The organism is Amycolatopsis sp. VS8301801F10, assembly GCF_046195355.1.
In the GTDB taxonomy this organism is placed as follows: Bacteria; Actinomycetota; Actinomycetes; order Mycobacteriales; family Pseudonocardiaceae; genus Amycolatopsis.
Genome location: NZ_CP176065.1, coordinates 3,277,421 through 3,300,087, shown reverse-complemented (window position 1 = coordinate 3,300,087; position 22,667 = coordinate 3,277,421). Strand labels below are relative to the sequence as shown.

General features: G+C 71.4%; 6 protein-coding genes. All 6 read right to left on the bottom strand.

The window, feature by feature from the left end; all coding sequences use genetic code 11:
• Positions 1-1,137: 1,137 nt before the first annotated feature.
• Positions 1,138-16,911, bottom strand: a complete 15,774-nt coding sequence (locus F9C11_RS15935; protein WP_409185642.1) for an SDR family NAD(P)-dependent oxidoreductase — start codon at positions 16,909-16,911, stop codon at positions 1,138-1,140.
• Between the two features lie 96 nt (positions 16,912-17,007).
• A complete protein-coding gene (locus F9C11_RS15930; RefSeq protein WP_409185641.1) occupies positions 17,008-18,204 on the bottom strand; it encodes a cytochrome P450 in 1,197 nt (398 codons plus the stop codon).
• Positions 18,201-19,469, bottom strand: a complete 1,269-nt coding sequence (locus tag F9C11_RS15925; protein ID WP_409185640.1) for a methylaspartate mutase — start codon at positions 19,467-19,469, stop codon at positions 18,201-18,203. Before F9C11_RS15925 ends, F9C11_RS15930 begins: the two co-directional genes overlap by 4 nt.
• The gene (locus F9C11_RS15920) at positions 19,466-19,942 is read right to left on the bottom strand and encodes a cobalamin B12-binding domain-containing protein (RefSeq protein WP_409185639.1); all 477 of its coding nucleotides are present in this window, start codon (positions 19,940-19,942) and stop codon (positions 19,466-19,468) included. The genes F9C11_RS15925 and F9C11_RS15920 overlap by 4 nt, the downstream gene beginning before the upstream one ends.
• Complete coding sequence (locus tag F9C11_RS15915) at positions 19,939-21,153, bottom strand: type III PLP-dependent enzyme (RefSeq protein ID WP_409185638.1); 1,215 nt, start codon at positions 21,151-21,153, stop codon at positions 19,939-19,941. The genes F9C11_RS15920 and F9C11_RS15915 overlap by 4 nt, the downstream gene beginning before the upstream one ends.
• On the bottom strand, positions 21,150-22,619 hold the full coding sequence (locus F9C11_RS15910) for an AMP-binding protein (protein ID WP_409185637.1): 1,470 nt from the start codon (positions 22,617-22,619) through the stop codon (positions 21,150-21,152). Before F9C11_RS15910 ends, F9C11_RS15915 begins: the two co-directional genes overlap by 4 nt.
• Positions 22,620-22,667: the final 48 nt, after the last annotated feature.

The following is a 22,667-nucleotide window of genomic DNA, read 5'->3' as shown; positions in this document are numbered from 1 at the left end:
CCCACCCCGGGCAACCGTGGGCCGAGCCGGAGCAGCGCACCTCCACCGGCGAGCCGCAACCAGAACCGCCCGAATCCACCCTGCGCACCCACGGACCGAGCCGGAGCACCGCATCCCTGCCTGCGAGTCGTACCGGAGCTGTCTGCGCCCACCTCAGGCAACCGTGGCCGAACCGCAGCAACGCACCCCCGCCTGCGAGTCGCAACCGGGATCGCCCGAGCCTATTCCGGGCACCAGGCCGAACCGCAGCAACGCAACCCTGCCGGCGAGTCACAACCGGAACTGCTTGCGCTCGCCCTGGGCAACCGTGGCCGAGCCGGAGCAACGCACCCCGCCCGCGAGCTGCAACCAGAACGCCCCGCATCACCCCGCGACCGTCGGCCGAACCGCAGCAGCGCAACTCTGCCTGCGAGTCGCAGCCGGAACCGCCCGAGTCCACCCCGGGGACCACGGGCCAATCCGCAGCAGCGCCATCCCCCTGGGCCGATTTCCCGCGCCAAAAGCCCGTCGGCGCGCACGAAACCCTCGGCCGCCCAACGCGCCGCGCGACGTGCTCGGCCGACAGCTCGTCGTTCTCCACCGCCGCGGGCAGGTTCGCCCGCAGCTGCTCCCGGCTGCGCGACCACCCGCGCGCAGCCGTCGCGATCCCGACGGTTCCGGCCCCGATATGCCCAACCTTGCACCGGCTGGCCGCCGAGGTCATCACGATCGCCCGTCGCGGCGCAGCGGGCCCGGATTCCCGATCTCTGGCACGGGTTTGGCCGCGTCTCCCCACGGGATCGGCCCACCCGGGAACGGCCGCCTCTTCGCATCTGCCCGCCACCCGTGCAGGGCAAGGACTTTCCCGTGACACAACCGGCCAGCGACCCGGCAAGGCGCTTGCGACTCGATCGCGCCCCCAGCTCGGCCCCGTGTCCACATCGGACACAGCGCGGCATCGGCCTCGGCAGAATCACCCCGCAGATCCAGCCTGATCGCCTCCAAACCCCGGCTCAGACCAGGCCGCGCAAAGCCACCCGCAGACACACCGGCGGCCCGAGCCGATCGCGACGATCAGCTCGGGCCGCCGGTTGACTAGCCGCTAGTTACCCCTACCGAACCCGCAGTCGTCCTGAGCCGCTGCGCCAAAGGGCCGGGTCACTGGGATTCGCCCCCTTCCTCGGCGCCGCCCATCGCGGAGCGGACCAGGTCGGCCAGGTCCATCGAGGCGACTGCCGCTGCCGCGTCATCGGTGCCGTTCAGTTCTTCGACCGCTTCTTCCGATTCGGCAGGAGCCAGCTCGGTCAGCAGGTGCCGGGCCAGCGGCAGCGGGCTCGGGTAGTCGAAGATCAGCGTCGCGGGCAGCCGCAGGCCGGTCGCGGCGCCTAGGCGGTTGCGCAGCTCCAGTGCGGCCAGCGAGTCGATGCCCAGGTCGGTGAAGCCCTTCTCGACCCCGACCGCTGAAGCGTCGTCGTATCCGAGGACCGCTGCCGTGTGCTCGCACACCAGCTGCAGTGCCGCCGAGTCTCGCTCGTCCGCCGGGAGCGTGGCGAGCTTGTCGGCGAACCCGGCCTCCGGTTCTGCCGCCGCGGCGACCGTCGCCCGCCGCGGTGTGGCGGTGACCAGGCCCTTCAGCAGTGCCGACGCGCGGTCGGCCTCCTTGAGGTCGAGCTTCACCGGCACCAGCGCCGCCGAGGAAGCGGACAGTGCGGCGTCGAACAGTTCCAAGCCCTCAGCCGCGGACAGTTCCGCGACCCCGGACCGGGCGATGTGTGCCAGGTCCACCTCGCCGTCGGTGCCTTCCCACGGACCCCACGCGAGCGACGTCGCCGGGAGGCCCAGCGAAGCGCGGTGCTCGGCCAGCGCGTCCAGGAACACGTTCCCAGCCGCGTAGTTCGCCTGTCCCGCCGCGAGCAGCAGGCCGCCCGCCGAGGAGTAGAGGACGAACGCTGCCAGGTTCCGATCAGCCGTCAGCTCGTGCAGGTTCCACGCCGCATCCACCTTGGGCCGCAACACGTTCTCGACCTGCTCCGGCGTCAACGCACTCAGCACCGCGCTGTCCATCTGCCCGGCCGCGTGCACCACGGCGGTCAGCCGCGGCAGCGTGTCGAGCAGTTTCGCCAGCTCGTCCCGGTCGGTGACGTCGCACGCGGCCACCGTCACCTTCGCGCCCTCGCCGGCCAGTTCGTCGACCAGCTCCCGCGCACCCGCCGCGTCGAGACCGCGCCGGCTGGTCAGGACCAGGTCCCGCGCACCGCGAGCGACCAGGTGCCGGGCCAGCAGCCCGCCGAGCAGGCCCGCGCCGCCGGTGATCAGCACCGTGCCGTCCGGGTCCCATTCGACCGGCTCGCCGACCTCGGCGACCCGGGTCAGCCGCGGCACGCGCACCTCGCCGTTGCGCACCCGCGCCTCCGGTTCGCCGGACGCGACGACCGCGGGCAGCGCCCGGGCCGATTCCGCCGTAGCGTCGAGGTCCACGACCTGGATCCGGCCGGGGTTCTCCGCCTGCGCGGCCCGCACCAGCCCCCAGACCGGAGCCTGCGCCAGCTCGTCGCGGGTGACCACGACCAGCTTGCCCGCCCCGACCGACAGCCAGTTCTGCAAGTGCCGCAACGTTTCCTGCACGACCTGGTGCACCTGCGCGGGCACCGAACCGGAACCCGAGCCGACCGGCAGCACCAGCACCTCCGCGTCGACCGGCTCCGCCTTCAGCGGCACGCCGAGACCGAGGTCGTCGGTGCCGAGCACCGCCCAGCCATCCAGCGAAGGCACCAGCCGGACCCCGGAAGCGGGCTGCCATTCGATCCGGTACAGCGAGTCCGGCACCTTCGCGCCGAGCTGGCCTTCCGACACCGGCCGCGTGACCAGCGAGGCGATTTGCGCCACCGGAGCACCGGCAGCGTCGGCCAGGTCGAGCGACGAACCGCTTTCGGTCTTCCGGACCCGCACCCGCAGCGCGGTCGCACCGCTGGCCCGCAGCGACACCGAGTTCCACGCGAACGGGATGGTCGTCTCGGTCAGCGCCTTCGGACCGCCCGGGATCAGGAAGTCGGTCGCGCCGAGTGCCGAGTCGAGCAGACCCGGGTGCAGGCCGAATTCGTTCGCCGCGGTGCCCTCCGGCAGCGCGACCTCGGCGTACACCTCGCCTTCGCGGATCCAGATCGCCCGCAGGTTGCGGAACGTCGGACCGTAGCCGAAGCCGAGACCGGCCAGGTCGTCGTACAACCCGGTCAGGTCGACCTGCTCCGCGTCGGACGGCGGCCACTCAGCCAGCGAGAAGTCCGCGGCCGCACCGTTAGCCAGCGTGCCGGCGGCGTGCTGTACCCAGCCCGCCTCGGTCCGCGAGTGCACCGACAGCTCCCGGCGGCCGCTGGCGTCCGGCGCGCTGATGACCACGCGCAGGTCGACCCCGTCTTCCGGCAGCAGCAACGGCGCCTGCTGCGTCAGCTCCTCCAGCAGGGTGCAGCCGACCTGGTCCCCGGCGTGCACCGCCAGCTCGACGTACGCGGTGCCGGGCAGCATCGTCCGCCCCATCACCACGTGGTCGGCCAGCCATGGCTGCGTCGCGACCGACAGCCGTCCGGTCAGCACCGCGCCGCCGTCGGGCAGTTCCACCAGCGCACCCAGCAGCGGGTGTCCGGCGGACTGTGCGCCCAAAGTGCTGACATCGCCGGTCGGCTTCGTCGCGTCGAGCCAGTACGACTTGTTCTGGAACGCGTAGGTCGGCAAGTCCACAGTGGACGCACCCTGGCCGGCGAACAGCGCCTTCCAGTCGATCTTCGCGCCCCGGGAGAACAGCGTCGCCAGCGCGGTGAACACGGTCGGCACCTCGGCCCGGCCGCGGCGCATCGCGGGCACCTGGACGACCCGGTCCGGCCGATCCGCGACCGCGGTGTCGCATTCGCGAGCCATCCCGGTGAGCACCGCGTCCGGCCCCAGTTCCACGAACCGGGTCACGCCCGCGGCGAGCAGCGTGCCGACGCCGTCGGCGAACCGGACGGCCTCCCGCACGTGGCCCACCCAGTACCGCGGCGAGCACAGTTCCGCGGCGGTCGCGATCTTGCCGGTCACGTTCGACACCACCGGGATCGACGGCGCGGAGTAGGTCAGTTTCTCCGCCACCACGGAGAACTCGGCCAGCATCGGCTCCATCAGCGACGAGTGGAACGCGTGCGAGACGACCAGCTGCTTCGTCCGGCGGCCAGCGTCGGAGAAGGTCGCCATGGCGGCGAGCACCGCCTCTTCCGGACCGGAGATGACCACCGACCGCGGCCCGTTCACCGCCGCGACGTCCACCCCGTCCGGAAGCGAGGCACGCACCTCCTCTTCGGTGGCCGCGATCGCCGCCATCGTGCCTCCGGCCGGCAGCGCCTGCATGAGCCGGCCGCGAGCGGCGACCAGCGAGCAGGCGTCGGCCAGCGAGAACACTCCGGAAACGTGTGCCGCGGCCAGTTCGCCGATCGAGTGCCCGGCGACGTAATCCGGTGTGACTCCCCAGGATTCGACCAGCCGGTACAGCGCGACCTCGATCGCGAACAGCGCGCATTGCGTGTACGCGGTCTGGTTGAGCAGCGGCGAGTCTTCCCAGATCACCTGCTTGAGCGGGGTTTCCAGCTCGGTGTCGAAGAGTCCGCAGATCTCGTCGAACGCTCCGGCGAACGCCGGGAACGCCTCGTACAGCCCGCGTCCCATGCCCGGCTGCTGCGCGCCCTGTCCGGTGAACAGGAACGCCGTCAGGTCGGCCGCGCTGACCGTGCCGGCCACGGTGCCCGCCGGGGTCCGGCCGTCGGCCAGTCCGTCGAGCGCCTTCAGCGCCGCTTCGCGGTCGGCCGCCAGGACCACCGCGCGGTGGTCGAGCGCGGCGCGGCCGGTGGCGAGCGAGTAGCCGATGTCGGTCAGGCTGACGTCCGGGTTGGCCCGCAGGTGCGCGGCCAGCCGGGCGGCCTGGTCGGCGAGTGCCGGGGCGACCGAACCAGCCAGCGGCAACGGAATCGCCGGAAGTTCCGGTGCGGTGCGCCGGATTTCGGTGGCCGGGGCGGGCGGGGCCTCCTCGATGATGATGTGCGCGTTGGTGCCGCTGATGCCGAACGACGAGACGCCGGCCCGGCGCGGGTGACCGTTGCGCAGCCACGGCCGCGGTTCGGTGAGCAGCTCGATGTTGCCCGTGGTCCAGTCGACGACCGGCGACGGCGCGTCGACGTGCATCGTCTTCGGCAACAGGTTGTGCCGCAACGCCTGCACGACCTTCATCACGCCTGCCGCGCCGCCGGACGCTTGCGCGTGCCCGATGTTCGACTTCACCGAACCCAGGTACAGCGGCCGGTCGCGGTCCTGGCCGTAGGTGGCCAGCAGTGCCTGCGCCTCGATCGGGTCGCCCAGCTTGGTGCCCGAACCGTGCGCCTCCACCGCGTCCACATCGGACGGCTTCAGCCCGCCCGCGGCGAGGGCCGCGTGGATCACGCGTTCCTGCGACGGGCCGTTCGGGGCGGTCAGGCCGTTGGACGCACCGTCCTGGTTGACCGCGCTCGACCGGACCACCGCGAGCACCTCGTGCCCGTTGCGCTGCGCGTCGGACAGCCGCTCCAGGAGCAGCAGGCCCGCGCCCTCGGCCCAGCCGACCCCGTCGGAAGCCGCGGAGAACGACTTCGACCGGCCGTTGGGCGAAAGCACGCCCTGGCGGCTGGAGTCGACAAAGAGATCCGACTGCGACAGCACGGTCACCCCGCCGGCCAGCGCCATCCCGCATTCCCCGGCCCGCAGCGCCTGCACCGCGAGGTGCAGCGTGACCAGCGAGGACGAGCACGCGGTGTCGACCGTCATGCTCGGGCCCTCGAGGCCGAGCAGGTAGGAGATCCGGCCGGAGACGACCGCGCCGGAGCTGCCGTTGGGGATGTAGGCGGCGACGTCGGCCGGGGCGCCCGGGGCGCGGCTGCCGTAGTCGTCGTACATCGCGCCGGTGAAGACGCCGGTCAGGCTGCCGCGCAGCGCGGTCGGGTCGATCCCGGCGCGCTCGATGGCCTCCCACGCGGTTTCCAGCAGGAGCCGCTGCTGCGGGTCCATCGCCATCGCCTCGCGCGGGCCGATGCCGAAGAACGCCGGGTCGAACTCCGCCGCGTCGTGCAGGAAGCCGCCCTGGTTGGCATACGTCTTGCCGCGTTTGCCGCGCTCCGGGTCGTAGATGCCCTCGATGTCCCAGCCGCGGTTGGTCGGGAAGCCGGACACCGCGTCGACCTCGTCGACCAGCAGCTGCCACAGATCCTCCGGCGACCGGACGCCGCCGGGGTAGCGGCAGGCCATGCCCACGATCGCGATCGGCTCCTGCATCGACGCGTTCGTCCGGGCCGTCGTCGCCGGGGTCTTCGCGACCGCGCCGAGCAGCTTGCCCTTGACGAAGTCCGCGACGGCCTTGGCGGTCGGGTGGTCGAAGATCAGCGTCGCGGGCAGCGTCAGGCCGGTCGCGGTGCCGAGCAGGTTGCGCAGCTCCACCGCGGCGAGCGAGTCGAAGCCCAGCTCCTTGAACGCCCGCGTTCCGTCCACTTCGGACTTGTCGGCGTAGCCGAGCACGGTGGCCACCTGCGTGCGGACCAGGTCGAGCAGCACCCGGTCCCGTTCGCTTTCGACCAGCGCGGCCAGTTCGTCGGCGAGCGCGTTGTCCGCCGCCTTGGCCGCCTTCGCCACGCGGCGTGCCTTCGGCGGCACGAAACCACGCAGCAGCGCGGGCAGTTCGTCGGTACGCGCCCGCAGCGCCGGGACGTCCACGCGCAGCGGCGCGATCACCGCGTCTTCGGTGGCCACGGCGGCGTCGAACAGGGTCAAGCCCTGCTCGGCGGTCACCGCGGGCAGGCCGAGACGGGCCATCCGGGCGAGGTCGGCTTCGGCGAGGTCGCCGCCGAGTCCGGTGTTTTCCGCCCACAGCCCCCAGGCCAGCGCGGTGGCCGGAAGCCCGGCCGCGCGCCGGTGTTCGGCGAGCCCGTCGAGGAACGCGTTGGCCGCGGCGTAGTTCGCCTGTCCGGCCGGCAGCACCTGGCCGCCCGCCGAGGAGAACAGGACGAACGCGGACAGCTGCCGGTCGGCGGTCAGCTCGTGCAGGTGCCAGGCTGCGTCGACCTTCGGCCGCAGCACCGCAGCCAGTTGCTCCGCGGTGAGCGAATCGAAGACGCCGCTGTCGGCGGTACCGGCGGCGTGCACCACCGCGCCGAGGTCCGGCAGTCCGTTGACCAGCTCCGCGACTGCTTCACGGTCCGCGACATCGCAGGCCGCCACCTGAACGGTCGCGCCGAGGTCGGTCAGCTCTTCGGCCAGTTGCGCGGCACCCGGTGCCTCGAGACCGCGGCGGCTGGTGAGCACGAGGCTCCGCACGCCGTGCTCGGCCACCAGGTAACGCGCCAGCAGGCTGCCGAGACCACCGGTGCCGCCGGTGATCAGGACGGTGCCGTCCCACGCCGTGGCGCCCGTCGACTCGGTGCGGGTGTAGCGCGGGGCAAGGACCGCGCCGGCGCGGATCGCCGACTCCGGCTCTCCCGAGGCGACCACCGCGGCGATCGTCTCGACCTTCGTATCTGCGTCCGCGTCGATCAGGAACGCGCGGCCGGGGTGTTCGGCTTGCGCCGCCCGGGCGAGGCCCCACAGCAGACCCTGCGTGACGTCCACAGTGGACTCACCGGCTGGGACCGCTGCCTCGGTGACGATGGCGAGTTTCGTGTCCGTCAGCCGCGATTCGGCCAGCCACGCCTGAATCTCGGCGAGCAGCCAAGTCGCGTTGGCCCGTGCTGCTTCCGGCACCGCGCCGTCTGTGGCAGGCACCGACAGCGTCACGAGACCCGGCACCGGCTCGCCGCGATCCACGGCACCGAGCAAGTCCGCGAAGCCGCTGTAGGTGGCGGCCACGCCGACCCGGCCCCGGCCGATCGCGACGACGTCGCCCGGCTCCGCGGCCGGGACCGGCACGGACTGCCAGCCGATCTTGAGCAGCGCACCGTCGGTGGTCTCCGCCTGCGCGGCCAGTTCGGTCCGCACCGGCCGCGAGACCAGCGACTCGACCGACGCGACCGGGTTGCCTTCGCCGTCCGCGACCTCGATCGAGGACAGTTCGTCGCCGTCCAGCCGGACAATCCGCACCCGCAGCACCGAAGCGCCGACCGCGTGCAGCGTGACGCCGTTCCAGACGAACGGAAGCAGCGTCGAACCGCTCGGGTCGCCGAGGAGGTCGGCGTGCATCGCGGTGTCGAGCAGCGCCGGGTGCAGGCCGTAGGAACCCGCCGTGGACGCGGCCGGTTCCGGCAGCGCGACCTCGGCGAACACCTCGTTGCCGCGGCGCCACGCGGCCTGCAGGCCCTGGAACGCCGGGCCGTAGCCGTAGCCGCGCTCGTTGAGCAGCTCGTACGCGCCCTCGACCGGGATCGAGGTCGCGCCCGGAGGCGGCCATTCGGTGAGGCCAGCGGGCTCCGGCCGCGCGGTGGCGGACAGCGTGCCCAGCGCGTGCTGAGTCCAGTCGCCGTCCGATTCGACCGGGCGAGAGAACACGGTGACCGGGCGGCGGTCGCCGTTCGCCGGGCCGACCACGACCTGCAGCGCGACCGCGCCGTCCGGCGGCAGGATGAGCGGTGCCTGCAGCGTCAGCTCCTCCACCGTCGGGTGGCCCACCTGGTCGCCGGCGGCGACCGCCAGCTCGACGAACCCGGTGCCGGGCACCAGGATCGCGCCCTTCACCACGTGGTCGGCGACCCACGGCACCGACGACGCGGACAACCGTCCAGTGAGGACAGTGGTGTCCGAACCGGACAGTGCCACAACCGCGCCCAGCATCGGGTGCGCCAGCGGCTGCTGGCCGACCGAGGTGACGTCGCCGGACGGAGTGGCGTCGAGCCAGTAACGCTTGTGCTGGAAGGCATACGTCGGCAGGTCGAGCCGGACCGGACCGTCGCCGAGCAGCGGGCCGAGCTTCACCGCGCCGCGGACGTGCAGGCGACCGGCCGCGGTGAGCGCGGTGCGCACCTCGTCCTGGTCGCGCCGTCCGAACGGGACGAACTCCGCGTCGACATTCAGCGGGCCGAGCGCGGAAAGCACGCTGTCCGGACCGATTTCCAGGAAGGTCTGAACGCCGCTCTCCGCCAAAGTCGTGACCGCGGCCCCGAAACGGACAGTCTCGCGGACATGGGTAACCCAGTACTCCGGCGAACGCAGCTCGTCGTCGGTGGCGAGTTTCCCCGTCACCGTCGAGACAATTGGGATCTTCGGCGCGTCGTAGGCCAAGTCAGCGGCGATCTCGCGGAACTCGTCGAGCATCGGCGTCATCAGCGGCGAGTGGAACGCGTGGCTCACCCGCAACCGTCGCGTTTGGACATCGCCAGCGGCCCGCTCGATCTCGGCGACCACGTCCGCGTCACCCGAGACGACCACGGCGGCCGGACCGTTCACCGCGGCGATGCTGACCGCGTCCTCGTGGCCCTGCAACAGCTCGCGAACCGCGTCCTCGGGCGCGGAGAACGAGACCATCGCGCCGCGCCGGTCGTTCAGCGCACCCATCAACCGGCCGCGCGCGGCGACCAGTTTCGCCGCGTCCTCAAGGGAAAGCACGCCCGCGACGTGGGCCGCGGCCAGCTCGCCGATCGAATGCCCGGCGAGCGCGTCGGGCCGGAAGCCCCACGACTCGGCGAGCCGGAACAGCGCGACCTCGACCGCGAACAGCCCGGTCTGGGTGTACTGCGTCTGGTCGAGCAGGCCGCGGTCGGCGAGTTCGGTGGTGCCGAACACGACGTCCCGCAGCGGCACGTCGACCAGCGGGTCGATCGCCGCGCACACGGCGTCGAACGCCGTCGCGAAGGCCGGGTACGCGTCGTACAGCTCGCGTCCCATGCCGACTCGCTGCGCGCCTTGGCCGGAGAACAGGAAGGCGAGCTTCCCGTCCACGACCTGGCCGGTCGGGGCGTCCCCGCCAGCCAGCGCGTCGAGTCCGTCGGCGAGTTCTCCCGCGGTCTCGGCGACCACCACCGCGCGGTGTTCCAGCGAAGCCCGCGTCGCAGCCAGCGAACGCGCGATCTCCGCGACGGAAACGCCCTCGGCGAGCCAAGAACGCAGCCGCGCCGCCTGTCCGCGCACCGCGGCGGCGGACCGGCCGGACAGCGCGACCGGAACGATCGTCTGCGTCTCCGAAGGCCGCTCGACCGGGATCGCCGGCGCCTGCTCCAGGATGACGTGCGCGTTCGTGCCGCTGATACCGAACGACGACACCGCGGCGCGCCGCGGCCGGTCGACCTCCCACTCGCGGGCCTCGGTGAGCAGCCGGACCGCGCCGGTCTCCCAATCGACCACAGTGGACGGACGGTCGACATGCAGCGTCTGCGGCAACTGGCCGTGCTGCATCGCCATGACCATCTTGATGATGCCCGCGACGCCCGCCGCGGCCTGCGTGTGCCCGATGTTGGACTTGATCGACCCGAGCCACAGCGGCTGGTCCCCGGAACGGTCCTGTCCGTAGGTGGCCAGCAGCGCCTGCGCCTCGATCGGGTCGCCCAGCGTGGTGCCGGTGCCATGGCCCTCGACAACGTCCACTTCGGACGGCTGCAGACCAGCGTCGGCCAGCGCCTTGGCGATCACCCGCTGCTGCGAAGGACCGTTCGGCGCGGTGAGGCCGTTCGACGCACCGTCGTGGTTCACCGCGGAACCGCGCAGGACCGCGAGCACCGGGTGCCCGTTGCGGCGAGCGTCCGACAGCCGCTCGACGAGCAGCATGCCCGCGCCCTCGCCCCAGCCGGTGCCGTCCGCCGCTTCGGCGAACGCCTTGCACCGGCCGTCGGCGGAAAGCCCGCGCTGACGGCTGAAGTCGATGAAAGTGTCCGGAGTGGACATCACGGTGACGCCGCCGGCCAGCGCCAGCGTGCACTCCCCGCGACGCAGCGCCTGCACCGCCCAGTGCAGGGCTACCAGCGACGACGAGCACGCGGTGTCCACGGTGACGGTCGGGCCTTCCAGACCCAGCGCGTACGACACCCGGCCGGACACGACGCTGGCGAGGCTGCCGTTGCCGAGGTAGCCCGCGATGTCGTCGGAGACCGTGCCGAGGCGGGTGCCCCAGTCGTGGTACATCACGCCGGCGAACACGCCGGTCGCGCTGCCGCGGAGACCGACCGGGTCGATTCCGGCCCGCTCGAAGGCTTCCCAGGACACCTCCAGCAGCAGCCGCTGCTGCGGGTCCATCGCCGCCGCCTCGCGCGGGCTGATCTCGAAGAAGTCCGCGTCGAACTCGGCCGCGTCGTGCAGGAAGGCACCGTGCTTGACGTAGGAGTGGCCGGGCTTGCCGGGCTCCGGGTCATACAGCGAGTCGACGTTCCAGCCGCGGTCGACCGGGAAGCCGGACAGTGCTTCCTCGCCCTCGGACACGAGCCGCCACAGGTCTTCCGGCGTCTCGACGCCACCTGGGTAGCGGCAAGCGATGCCGACGATGGCGATGGGCTCCTCCGGGTCCACAGTGGTCACCGGGGTGACGGTCCGCGTCGGGGCGAGACCAGCCAGGCGCGACGCCAGGTACTCGGCGAGCGCACGCGGCGTCGGGTAGTCGAACACCAGCGTCGCGGGCAGCCGCATGCCGGTGACCGAGTCGAGGATGTTGCGCAGTTCCACCGCGGCCAGCGAGTCGAACCCGATCTCGCCGAACGGGCGGGCCGGGCTGATCGCGTCCGCGCTGTCGTGCCCGAGAACGGCCGCGACGTGCGTGCGCACCAGGTCGAGCAGCGCGCGGTCGCGGTCGGCCTCGGCGAGGTGCGCGAACCGCTCGGCGAACTGCTGCTCGGGCGTCACTTCCCCGCTGGCGACCGCGATCCGGCGGCGGCCGGCGGGGACGAGCCCGCGCAGCACGGCCGGAACGTCCTCGCCGCGCGACCGCAGTGCCGCGCGGTCGACCCGGGTGGGCACGACTGTCGGAACACCGGTGCCGAGCGCGGCGTCAAGGGCGGCAAGGCTTTCCGACACGGTGAGCGGAGCCAGCCCCAGCCGCGCGATGCGGTTTCGGTCCACTTCGGACAGTGTCGCGCCCATGCCGATCGCCTGCCCGGCGTCGGGTGCCCACAGGCCCCAGGCCAGCGACGTGGCGGGCAGGCCAGCCGCGTGGCGGTGCTCGGCGAGTGCGTCGAGGAAGGTGTTGCCGGCGGCGTAGTTCGCCTGTCCGGCACCGTCGGCGAGCCCCGCCGAGGAGGAGAACAGGACGAACGCCGACAGGTCGAGTTCCTCGGTCAGCTCGTGCAGCGCCCACGCCGCGTCAAGCTTCGGGGCCAGCACCGCGTCGAGCTGCTCGGCAGTCAGCGAACCGATCATCGCGTTGTCGAGCACGCCAGCGGTGTGCACGACCGCGGACAGCGGGTGCTCCGCCTTCTTGATCGCCGTCGACAGCGAACGCTTCTTGCTGACGTCCGCGGCGACCACCTTCGCGGTCGCGCCCAGCTCCGCCAGCTCTTCGACCAGCTCGGCCGCCCCCGGTGCGTTAAGACCGCGACGGCTCAGCAACAGCAAGCTGCGCACGCCGTGCTTCGTGACGAGATGCTTCGCGACCTGGGCTCCGAGACCGCCGGTGCCGCCGGTGATCAGCACCGTGCCGTCAGCGCGCCAGGTCGGCTCGCCGGCTTCGGCGGCCAACCGGACCAGCCGACCGGCCGAGACCGTGTCGCCGTCGATCCGCAGCTCCGGCTCGCCCGAGCCGAGCGCGGTGGCCAGGGTCGCCGGGGTGGCCACGCCCTCCACCAGAACCACGCGACCGGGGTGCTCGGCCTGCGCCGAACGCACCAGACCGCGGACGGCGGAGTCGGCGAGCGTGCCGCGCGTCAACACCACCAGACGCGCACTGGCGTAACGGTCGCCTTCCAGCCACTGCTGCAGCACAGTCCGCACGCGGTGCGCGGTCTGCTTGGCAGCGGCGGCGAGGTTCTTGCCCGGAACGGAAACCGGCAGCAGCACGACCTCGGGCACGTCGACCAGCGACACCAGCGAGTCGACCACCGGAACAGCAAACCCGCTGATCGAGCCCAGCGAGGCCAGCGCCGGAAGCTCCGCCGAGGCAGTGACCGGCGTCCATTCGACGGTGTACAGCAGGTCGCGCGCCTGGGTGCCGAGGTCGGCCTCGCGGACCGGCCGCGAGCGGAACGACTCGACGGACAGCACCGGCGTACCGGCCACGTCCGTCACGTCGATCGAGACCCCGCCGGTGGCCGGCGACGTGATCCGCACCCGGACCTCGGTCGCGCCGGAAGCGTGCAGCCGCACGCCGGTCCACGCGAACGGCAGCCGGATCTCGTCCGGCTCGCGCGCCTCGCCGGGAGCGAAGTCGGTGGCGTGCAGGACCGCGTCGAGCAGCGCCGGGTGGACGCCGAACGCCGCGTCACGCCCGGCCGTGGGCAGCGCGACCTCGGCGAACACGACGTCGTCCCGCTTCCACGCGGTACGCAGGCCTTGGAACAGCGGACCGTAGCCGTAACCCTGTTCGGCCAGTTCGCCGTACAGCTCGTTCGTCGCGACCACCTCGGCACCGGCGGGCGGCCACTCGCCGCGCGGCGCGGGTTCGACCACCGGGCCAGCGGCGAGGACACCGACGGCGTGCCGGGTCCAGGCCGCGTCGGCGTCGTGGTCAGGACGGGAGTGGAACTCGATGGTGCGGCGGCCGTCGACGTCCGGGCCGACCAGCGTCTGCAGCGCCACGCCACCCGTCTCCGGCAGCGCGAGCGGAGCCTGCAGGGTCAGCTCGTCGACCACGCCGTAGCCGACCTGGGCGGCGGCGTGCAAAGCCATCTCGACGAACGCGGTGCCCGGCAGGACCGGCGTACCGGCGATCGCGTGGTCGGCCAGCCATGGGTGCGTCCGCAGTGCGACGCGCCCGGTGAGGACCAGGCCGTCGTCGCCCGCGAGACCGATTTCGGCGGCGAGCAGCGGATGCCCGGAAGCCAGCTGGCCGAAGTCCGCCGCGTCGCCGTGCCCGGTGGGCGCGGTGAGCCAGTAGTGCTTGTGCTGGAAGGCATACGTCGGCAAGTCGACCGCTTGAGCGGTGCCGAAGAACGCCGTCCAGTCGATCGCCACGCCACGGGTGTGCAGGCGGCCGAGCGCGGTCGCGAGGGTGGCGACCTCGGGCCGGTCGCGGCGCTGCGCGGGAGTGCACGCGATGGCCTCGCTCGTGCCGGCGGCCATCGCCGAGAGCACGGCGTCCGGACCAACCTCGATCGCGGTCGTCACGCCAGCGTCGACCAGCGCCTGAACCCCGTCGGCGAACCGCACCGCGCGGCGGACGTGCCAGAGCCAGTAGCCCGGCGAGCACAGTTCCTCCGCGGTCGCGATCCGGCCGGTCACGTTCGAGACGACCGGGACCGTCGGGGCCGCGTACTCGACCACCTCGAGGATTTCGCGGAACTCGGCCAGCATCGGCTCCATCAGCGGCGAGTGGAACGCGTGCGATACGCGCAGCTCGCTCACCTTGCGGCCCTGCATGCGGAACACCGACACGACGGCATCGACCGCTTCGCGCTCGCCGGAGACGACGACCGACGTCGGACCGTTCACCGCGGCCAGGCTGACCTCGTCGCCGAGAAGCGGCTGCACCTCGTCCTCGGTGGCCGCGATGGCGACCATCGAGCCACCTTCCGGCAAAGCCTGCATGAGCCGTCCGCGAGCGGCGACCACGAGGCACGCGTCGGCGAGCGACCACACGCCCGCGATGTGCGCGGCAGCCAGCTCGCCGATCGAGTGGCCGAGCAGGATGTCCGGTCGCACGCCCCACGATTCGAGCAGCCGCGCCAGCGCGACCTCGACCGCGAACAGCGCGCACTGGGTGTACTGCGTCTCGTTCAGCTCCTCAGCGTTGTCGCCGAAGAGAACGTCGCGCAGCGGAGTCTCCATCTGCACGTCGAGGTGGTCGACGGCCTCGTCGAAGACCTCGGCGAACTTCGGGTACGCCAGGTACAGCTCACGCCCCATCGCGAGCCGCTGCGAACCCTGGCCGGTGAACAGCATCGCGAGCTTGCCCGGCGTGCGCTCGCCGACGACGACGTTCGGGTCCTGCTCCCCCGCCGCCAGCGCCTGCAGCCCGCGCACGGCCTCGGCGACGTCCTCCGCGACCACCACGGCCCGCTGGTCGTGCGCGGCACGCGTGGTGGCGAGCGAGAAGCCGAGGTCGCTCAGGTGCTGAGACTCCACAGTGGACAGAAGGGCGGCAGCCTGTGCCTTCAGCGCTTCTTCGCTGCGCGCCGACACCACGAGCGGCACAACCGGCAGCTCGTCGCTGGTGGTCTCGACGACCTCGATGGCCGGAGCCTGCTCGATGATGACGTGCGCGTTGGTCCCGCTCACGCCGAACGACGAAACACCAGCGCGGCGCGGACGTTCGTTCTCCGGCCATTCCCGCTGCTCGGTCAGCAGCTCGACGGCGCCCGCGGTCCAGTCGACGTGCGGCGTCGGCTCGTCCACGTGCAGCGTCTTCGGCAGTACGCCGTGCCGCATCGCCTCGACCATCTTGATCACGCCCGCGACGCCCGCGGCGGCCTGCGTGTGGCCGATGTTCGACTTGATCGACCCGAGCAGCAGCGGCGTTTCGCGGTCCTGACCGTAGGTGGACAGCAGCGCCTGCGCCTCGATCGGGTCGCCGAGCCGGGTGCCGGTGCCGTGCGCCTCGACCGCGTCCACCTCGGCCGCTTCCAGACCAGCGTCGGCCAGCGCGCGCTTGATCACGCGCTGCTGCGACGGGCCGTTCGGCGCGGTAAGGCCATTCGACGCGCCATCGGAGTTGATCGCCGAACCCCGCACCACGGCGAGCACGGTGTGTCCATTCGCGACTGCGTCGGAAAGCCGTTCCAGCACCAGGACGCCAACACCCTCAGCAAACCCAGTGCCGTCCGCGGCGGCCGCGAAAGCCTTGCACCGACCGTCTTCCGCAAGACCACGCTGACGACTGAAGGCGGTGAACGTGCCCGGCGCGCCCATCACCGCGACGCCACCGGCGAGCGCGAGCTGGGTTTCCCCACGCCGCAACGCCTGCACCGCCAAGTGCAGCGCGACAAGCGAACCGGAACAAGCAGTGTCAACGGTGAGCGTCGGCCCTTCGAGACCGAGCGCGTAAGCGACCCGGCCGGAGACGACGCTAGGCGCGTTGCCGGTGAGCAGGTAGCCGTCGAGACCGTCGGGAGCTTCGTGCAACCGAGGGCCGTACTCCTGCGCCTCGGCACCGATGAACACGCCCGCCGGAGTGCCACGCAGCGTGGACGGGTCGATCTTGGCCCGCTCCAACGCTTCCCACGCCGTCTCCAGCACGAGCCGCTGCTGCGGGTCCATCGCGGACGCTTCGCGCGGCGCGATGCCGAAGAACCCGGCGTCGAATTCCCCGGCCCCGGGCAGGAATCCACCCGAGGTGACATAGCTGCTGCCCGGCTGGTCCGGGTCCGGGTCATACAGGCGGTCGAGGTCCCAGCCGCGGTCGTCCGGGAAGCCGGAGATGGTGTGCACCTCGTCGGCGACCAGCTGCCACAACGCTTCCGGCGACACCGCGCCGCCGGGATAGCGGCAGCCGATGCCGACGATCGCGACCGGCTCGTCGTGGGATCCTCCCGCGGCCAGCGCCGCGACGGATTCCTCCGCGCCGAACACCTCGGCGTGCAGGAACCGGGCGACCGCGGCCGGGGTCGGATAGTCGAAGGCCAGCGTCACCGGCAGGTCGAGCCCGGTCGCGTCGGTCAGCTGCGCGTGCAGCTCCACCGCCGCCAGCGAGTCGAAACCGTGGTCGGAGAACGCTTTCTCCGGGTCGAGGACGGCGGGAACCTCGGGCAGCGCGGCCCGCAGCGCCGCCCGCGTCGCGTCGTGGACCACGCCGGCGAGGAAGCCCGCGCGGTCCGCCGGCGGCAGAAGCGTCAATCGCTCCGCGAAGCCGGATTCCCGATTCTTTTCACTCTCACGCATTGCGCACTCCACCGCGGTAGCCAGGCAGCATTCATGGGTCGTCGGTCGGATCGTAAGGCGGGCTCGAGCCGCGCCGGATCCCCAGAAAACGTCGTTAGGGGCGGAAAATCACCAGGCGATGCGCAGGAGCGACGGGCCGCGCACGATGACGCCGTACTCCCATTTCACGCCCTCGCGCCCGTCCGCGAGCCGCAATTCCGGAAAACGCTCCAGAATCGCTTTCAGCCCCTCCTGCAGTTCGAGCCGGGCCAGCTGCGCGCCGATGCAGTGGTGCGGGCCGTGCCCGAACGCGACGTGCGGATTCGGGCTGCGGGTCAGGTCGATGACGTCCGGATTCGCGAACACCTCCGGGTCGCGGTTCGCCGCGTGCAGGGCGGGCAGCACCGGATCGCCCGCGCGCACCACGACGTCGCCGATCCGGATGTCCTCGCGGGCGTACCGGGCGAACATCGCGGCGGTGTTGATCGGCACCCACCGCAGCAGTTCCTCCACCGCGGTCGACATGATCTCCGGCTGCGCCCGCAACTGCGCGAGCAGCTCCGGCTGCGTCAGCAGGGTGAAGACGAAGCTCGGCAGCGCCGTGGAAACCGTCTCCACTCCGCCGGTGAGCAGGCCCGCGCCGGCGATCGCGATCAGCTCGTTCTCGCTCAGCTTGTCCCCGGCGTCGCGGGCATAGACCAGTGCGCCGAGCAGGTCGTCGGTCGGCTCCTCCCGGCGTTGCGCGACGAGCTGGGCCACGTAGTTGTCCAGCTTGTCGCCGTAGACGTCGAGCACATCGCCCTTCGCCGTCGCGTCCCCGACCAGCGCCTGAGTCCACTCGCTGAAGATCTCGTGGTCCTCTTTGGGCACCCCGAGCAGGTTGCAGATCACCGTGACCGGCAGCGGCCGCGCGAGGTCCTCGACGAGGTCGCCGGGCGCGCCCTTCTCGATCATCGCGTCGATCAGCTCGTGCACCAAAGTGCGGACGCTCTCGCGCATCGCCTCCAGCCGGCGCGCGGTGAACGCCTTCATCACCAGCCGGCGCAGGCGGGTGTGGTCCGGCGGGTCCATCCCCATGATGCCGTCGCCCATCTGCTGACGGCGCATCCGCGGCTGGTCGAGCCCCTGTGCCAGCTCGCGGCTGAACCGCGGGTCGGCGGTCACCAGCTTGACGTCGGCGTACTTCGTCGCCAGCCAAGCCGGTTCGCCGAACGGCAACTGCACCCGGCTCATCGGCTCGTCGCGCTGCAACTGGTGGTAGGTCTCGGATACGGACGTCTCGTGCATGTCGAACGGATACGCCCGGACAGTCCGGCGAGTGCTCATCGCGAATCCCCTCCGATCGCGGTCATCGGCTGCTCCAATGCCTGGGTGTCATGGGTGTGCTGGACGTAGGAAAGCGCCGACATCAGCGTCGACGAGGTGATCCGGCCGCTCGGTGCGCGCTCGGCGATCCCGCGCAACGGCAGCGAACCGAGCTCGGACCAGCCGAGCCGGCCGTCCGCGTCGAGCGTGCTGCGCGCCTGGCCCGCGTTGTCCGGGTGCAGGCAGTACGGCACGTCGAGCAGACCTCGTTTGAAGGCGACCACGAGTGCGCGGTCGAGATCGGCGTGGCTGTTGAGGACCGCGTCGACCAGTGCGTAGGCCTCGCGATAGACCTGGTTGTCTTCGTCCACAATGGCCTTGCTGCCTTTCGCCGACGCGGCAGCGTGTTCGAGCGCGGTCACGTTCTCCGCGACGGTCGGAATCCGGTGCGCCTCGGCGGCGGTCTTGACGATCAGCCGCTCGGCACCGGTGCTCATCGCCAGCTCGGCAGCCTTGCCCAGCAACAACATCGCACCGTCGGGCGTGCGCGGGAAGAGCCCCATGTAGGCGTAGATCACCACGTGCCAGGTCGCATCCGGCAACAGCTCGGCGCACAATCGGCGCAGCGCGGCCACGGCTTCCCGGTCCTGTTGAAGGTTCGTCTGCTGCGCGTAGCTCACCGAAATGCTGCGCACGCCCTTGCGGTAGAAGAACAACGCCTCCAGCACGCTGATCGCGACCAGCTCGCTCGGCGGGCACAGCTGTCCGAGCATGCAGCCGCCGAACGTCTCCAGATGCGGCCGACCGCCCGGATGCTCCGCGTCGACCAGCAGATCGCAGCAATACGACCAATTCCGGACCGACTCGTCCAGCGGCGTGCGGCTGTAGGGCAGGCAGTACGAAATCGGCCCGCCTTCCGTGGCGTGCAGCCCGGCGGCGATCATCGCGCGGAAGATGTCCACCGGCCGCGCCGATCCGTGCCGCACCTGCACCGGGAACTCCGGGCCTTCGAGTCCGTCGAGCATCGCCCGGGTCACCTCGGGCGGATGGTTGACAATCGGGTACCCGTTGAGCGGAATTCCGTTGCGCAGCGCGTGTTCCGCGGATTCGGTGTCGCGGACGCGGGTGTAGCTGTCGAGCGTGAGCGTGCCGACGGTCGCGGCGTTCGCGTGCTTGGTCGCGACCAGACCGGCCCGCATCGCGGCCGGACTGTCGAACCCCATCCGCGGCTGCACGACCAGTTCCCCGGCCGCGTGCCGCTCCGCGACGAACCGCTCGAAGCTCACGCTCCCTCCAACTGGGTGACCCCGCCGGGAAGCGTGGCCGCGAAGTGCCGGAAAGCGGCGGCGTTCTGCTCGTCGAAGACCCCGTCGAACCCTGCGAACAGCAGTTCCGCGGTCTGCTCGTCGGACAGCGGCCCGCCGGTGCCGAGCTTGCCGCCGATGACGATCGGCAGCCGGCGCAGTTCCGACAGCGCACGCAGCCGTTGCACGACCCGGAGCCCGTCCTGGTAGCCGTGCCCGTTGACGCTGCTCAGCACCAGCATCGCCGGACGGCGGCTGACGCATTCGGACTCCAGCAGTTCGTCCGGCACGCACGCGCCGAGGTTGACGACGTCGAAACCGAGTTCCGCCACCAGAAGTTCGAGGTAGACGAGATTCCAGGTGTGCGAGTCCGACGCCATGCTGCTCACGATCACCGTGCGCGCGCTGGGTTCTTCGATGACGCTGCTGCCGTACGCGTGGACTTCCTCGCTCATGGCGACACCTCATAAGCTCGCTGATAGTCCAATCGCGACACTGAGACGATCTCGTCGCCGCGGACCACGACTTCGGTGGGCGCGGGACGGCCGAGGAAACTGATCAGACTCGCGGTGACGCCGTACGCACCGACATTCGGCACGGTCAGCAGGTCTCCGGCGGACAGGTCGGGAAGCTTCGCGGCTTTCGAGAGCGAGTCGCCGGGAGTACACAGTGGACCAACGAGCTGACCGGGTTTGTCCCCGATCTGGTCGACCCCGACCGCGGCGGGCAGCAGCCGGCCGATCCCGGAAAGGCCGCCCACCACGTTGATCCCGGCGTCGAGAATGACGAACCGGTGCCCCCGGCTCTCCTTCACGTTCACCACCCCGGCCAGCAGCGTCCCGCACGTACCGGAGAGGTAGCGGCCGGATTCGCAGGCCAGCTCGGTCTCGCCACTGCGCCATTCCGGCAGGTAGAGGTCGAGAAGCTGTTCCAAACCGTTGCGCAGCTTCGGGTAATCGGTGCGCTCGCCGGGAACCGCGTACGGCGACGAGAAACCGCCACCGATGTCGAGCAGTTCCAGCGGCAGCCCGACCTCTTGCCGCAGCTGAGCAGCCGACTGCAGCACGAACTCGTACTCGCCGAGCAGCGCGTCCTCGTCCTGCGCATTGCTCATCGTGAAGAAGTGCGCGCCGACGATCTTCGCGCCCTTGACCGCCTTGAACAGCGGCATCAGCTCCGGCAGCGTCTCGGCGTCGACCCCGAACTGCGACGGACGGCCCATCATCCGGATCCCGGTCGACGCGCTGCCCTGCGTGGTGTTCACCCGCAGCAGGCATCGCGCGACGGTGTCCTGCCGGTCCGCCGCGGCGCCAACGTGCTGCAGGTCAGTCAGCGATTCCACGGAGAACAGCCGGACTCCCGCGGCGAGCGCCGCGGCCAGCTCGCCGTCGGTTTTGCCCGGGCCGGTGTAGAGAATGTCCTCCGGCGCGAACCCGGCGGCCAGCGCGTTGGCCAGCTCGCCGGTCGAGCTGATCTCCGCCCGGCACCCGCCCTCGCGCAGTTCGCGGGCGATCTCCGGATGCGGGTTGGCCTTCAGCGCGTAGTACACCGCGAACCCGTCCGGGAGCAGGCCGAACAGCTGATCGCGCGACTGGGCGGTCACGTCCAGGTCGTACACGTAAGCCGGCGTGCCGAACCGCGCGGCCAGCTCGTCGTACTTGCTCATTTGCGGGCACCTTCCACCAGCAGGGCGAGTTCCTTAGTCGCGTTCTTGCCGTGCGCGGTGAGCGGGAACTCGTCCACGACATGGCACAGCGCGGGCACCTTCTGCGGCTCGAGCCGCTGCGCCAGTTCCTTGAGCACCGTGGTCGGCGGCAGGTCGCTCTCCACGCAGATCGCCAGGTCGCGCGTCTCGCTCGGCGGGATCGCCCCCGCCGCGCGCACGCCCGGGATGTCCATCGCGGCCGCCTCGATCTCCAAAGTGGACATCCGGATTCCCTTGCGCTTGAACATGTCGTCGCGGCGGCCTTCGAAGTAGAGGTAGCCGTCCTCGTCGAGGCGGCCGTAATCGCCGGTGTGCAGCCGGAGTTCGCCGGTGGCCTCGTCCCGGCGGAACGCGCGCGCCGAGATTTCCGGGGCCCGCCAGTAGCCGGGCATCACGTGCGGCCCGGCGGCCACGATCTCGCCGATTTCCCCGGCGGGCAGCGGAGTTCCGTCGGCGGCGAGGATGTGCACGGTCGTGCCGGGCAGCGGAAGGCCTGACGAACCCGGGCGTTCGGCGTCTTCCTCGGGCGGCATGATGGTGATCCGCTTGCATTCGGTCTGGCCGAACTGCCGGACGACGCGGACGCCGGGGAACGCCTCGCGCAGCTTCGCGATGGTCGAATCCGGCAGCGCCGCACCGGTGTTGGTGAACAGCCGCACCGGAGCCGATTCGCCGCTTTCGCGTTCGGCCAGGGTCGCGATCATCGTCGCGAGCGAAGGCACGATCGGGACGACCGTCGCGCCGACCTCGCGCATCCGGTGCAGCAGGCGGAGATCGGATTCGGCGTCGGCCAGCACGATCTCGCTGCGGCCGAGCGTCGAGAGGAGGACTTTGTAGAGGCCGTAGTCCCAGGACATCGGGAACCGGCAAAAAACGACGTCGTCCTGGCGGTAGCCGAGCACCGCCTGGATCGCGCCGGCCGCGAAAGTGACCTGCCGGTGCGGCCCGATGACGCCCTTGGGCGCGGCCGTGCTGCCGGAGGTGTAGACGAGAACCGCGACGTCGTCCGGGTCGACCTCAGTCGGCTCGACGCGGGTCTGCGCGCGATAAGCCTCTTCGACTTCCGTCCACAGTGGAGCGAACTGTTCGGGCTGGAGCACCAGCACCGGTTCGGCGTTCCCGACGACGGAATCGAAGTGGAACTGCTTCATCGCCGGATTGATCGGCACGAACACCGCGCCGCGCCGGGAAGTGCCGTGGAAGAGCGCGACCAGCGCCCGGTCCGTCGGCAACTGCACCACCACGCGATCCCCGCGCTCCACCCCGCGCCGCGCGAGGACCGCCTCAGCCGCGTGACTCCAGGCGGCCAGCTCGGCGTACGTCCACACCCCCGCCCGGTCGCGCACCGCGGCGGCGTCCGGCGCACTGGCCACCGCCGCGTCGAGCAGGGCATGGACGAGAGAACCGGATTCGTTCACGACTGCCACTCCCGAAAGGATTCGTAGAATCACCGTGCCTGCGCGGGATAGCTCCCC